The sequence below is a fragment of the Phocaeicola fibrisolvens genome (assembly GCF_025567125.1).
GTDB lineage: Bacteria > Bacteroidota > Bacteroidia > Bacteroidales > Bacteroidaceae > Phocaeicola > Phocaeicola fibrisolvens.
Window position 1 is genome coordinate 1 of the sequence record NZ_JAOQJI010000101.1, and the last position, 1,737, is coordinate 1,737.

2 protein-coding genes are annotated in these 1,737 nt (G+C 36.9%); both read right to left on the reverse strand.

Annotated features, from left to right (window positions below):
- Positions 1–109: 109 nt before the first annotated feature.
- Positions 110–604 (reverse strand): RNA polymerase sigma factor, encoded by a 495-nt coding sequence (locus tag OCV81_RS17660; RefSeq protein WP_148331131.1) that lies wholly within the window; start codon positions 602–604, stop codon positions 110–112.
- 77 nt (positions 605–681) lie between these two features.
- Positions 682–1,137 carry a ferritin-like domain-containing protein gene (locus tag OCV81_RS17665; RefSeq protein WP_148331132.1) on the reverse strand — a complete coding sequence of 152 codons (456 nt, stop codon included), beginning with the start codon at positions 1,135–1,137 and terminating at the stop codon, positions 682–684.
- Positions 1,138–1,737 lie beyond the last annotated feature (600 nt).

Genomic DNA, 1,737 nt, shown 5'->3' on the forward strand with positions numbered 1-1,737 from the left:
CCAAAAGGCATGGACATAGGAAAAACATAAATCATACTCTATGAAAAATGGCAAAACGATGATTATATAACGAAAAAGAGGATGCATCATTTTGACACACCCTCTTTTATTAAAAGCTGCTCAAGATTTCCTTCAGCCTCTTCTTCCCGTAGAAAATCCTGCTCTTTACCAGTCCTAGCGGCATTCCGGTATGCGCTGCAATTTCAAAGTATTTAAAACCCTTCAACCTCATCGAAAGTACCACTCGAAGGTTTTCCGGAAGTTCATCTACTATTTGAGCCACTTCCTCAAAACTCAATTCATCAGTTGCAAAATCCTCCATTGTTCGAGCTATATCTGCATCTAAATTTCCATCTGACATACTCAGAAACAAGCAATATTTCTTTGACTTGCAAATATTCACAAACGTATTGTGCATAATAGTATACAACCAGCCCTTAAAATTCACATTTTCATTATACCTTTCTCGGTTTTCAAGTGCTTTCAACAAAGTCTCCTGCAACAAGTCCTCTGCATCTTCCTTCTGAGGAAACAACAAATACGCATAATTACGAAGTTTCCCCTGCAGGGTTATCAACTCTTGCTCAAAATCAAAACTCTCCATATCTGTCCCAGACTTACTTCTTATACATAATAAAATCCTTTCACCTTAATTCTATCTTTTAATCCCGCAAATACGACTCAGTCAAATGGCAACCTCCTTCTCCATTCTTTTGTCAATATCCGCAATAATTCCAATATAAAATCACTAAGGTGCACTTCATCCGTATACAAATTCAAGGCCAATTCCTGTAAAGAAGGGTTATCTGTATTACGAACCCAGCGCAAAAAATCAGCCACTTGTTGATGAAAATATTGTTCATGAGCAAACAAAGCATTCAAAGCCATCATCGGACTTTGCCATTCTTCTGCCCTGCAAACTTGCTCTCTTATCACCACATTGGCTTTTCCAAGCAGCAGGAATTCAGATATTTTCCGAATTCGCACAGCTTTCTTTCGAATTTGTACATCTAGCCAGGAAGCCAACATCGGTAATTTCTGTTCAAAAAAATATAACTGAAAGACAATATACAAGCTAGAAGACCAAATCTCTGCATGAAGCTGCGCATTAACAACTTCTTCCGTAATCTTATCCATTATTTTCCTTTTTATCTCAAATTAATCATTTAACATGACAAATAGTCAGTATAACTCAATTTTTTCAGACAATATATCAGACCGGAAAAATGGCACAAAATTTGTGCAAAACACGTAGCAATGCAAAAAATAAAGAAAACATAAAAGAGAAAAATCCGGTTACAGCAGGAATCACAGTTCACAACGACAAATGTTTTCATATACCAATCCAATTGTCAGCTTACTTCCCCAAAAGCTGTTAATATAATAGTGAAGCGTGGGGAACTTTAGCATTACCTGTTCAGAAGTATCCCCATACTTGATAACCGAGTAATACACAAAGCCCCACGCCTATTATAAGTACACATTCGTTCTGAACTGCAAATATAAATAGCCCGTGGAGCGCCTTTGTATTATCCATTGTTATCGTTGTGAAATTGGGGATTTCCTGAACTTGTGGATAATGTCAAAACGCTTCTAATAATTCTTCTCTCTTTTTAGAGTAAGACAAATATACAAAAGGCTCAACGTAAAAATCTGAGGAGTAAACCGTATAAAATCGTATCTTTGCAAACAACGAATCATCAGCAGCTATGGAAACAAACGGTTATCGCCTCCTTC

Coding starts and splice junctions, on each gene's coding strand:
- OCV81_RS17660 (WP_148331131.1), bottom strand. CDS start 604: ATGGAGAGTTTTGATTTTGAGCAAGAGTTGATAACCCTGCAGGGGAAA.
- OCV81_RS17665 (WP_148331132.1), bottom strand. CDS start 1,137: ATGGATAAGATTACGGAAGAAGTTGTTAATGCGCAGCTTCATGCAGAG.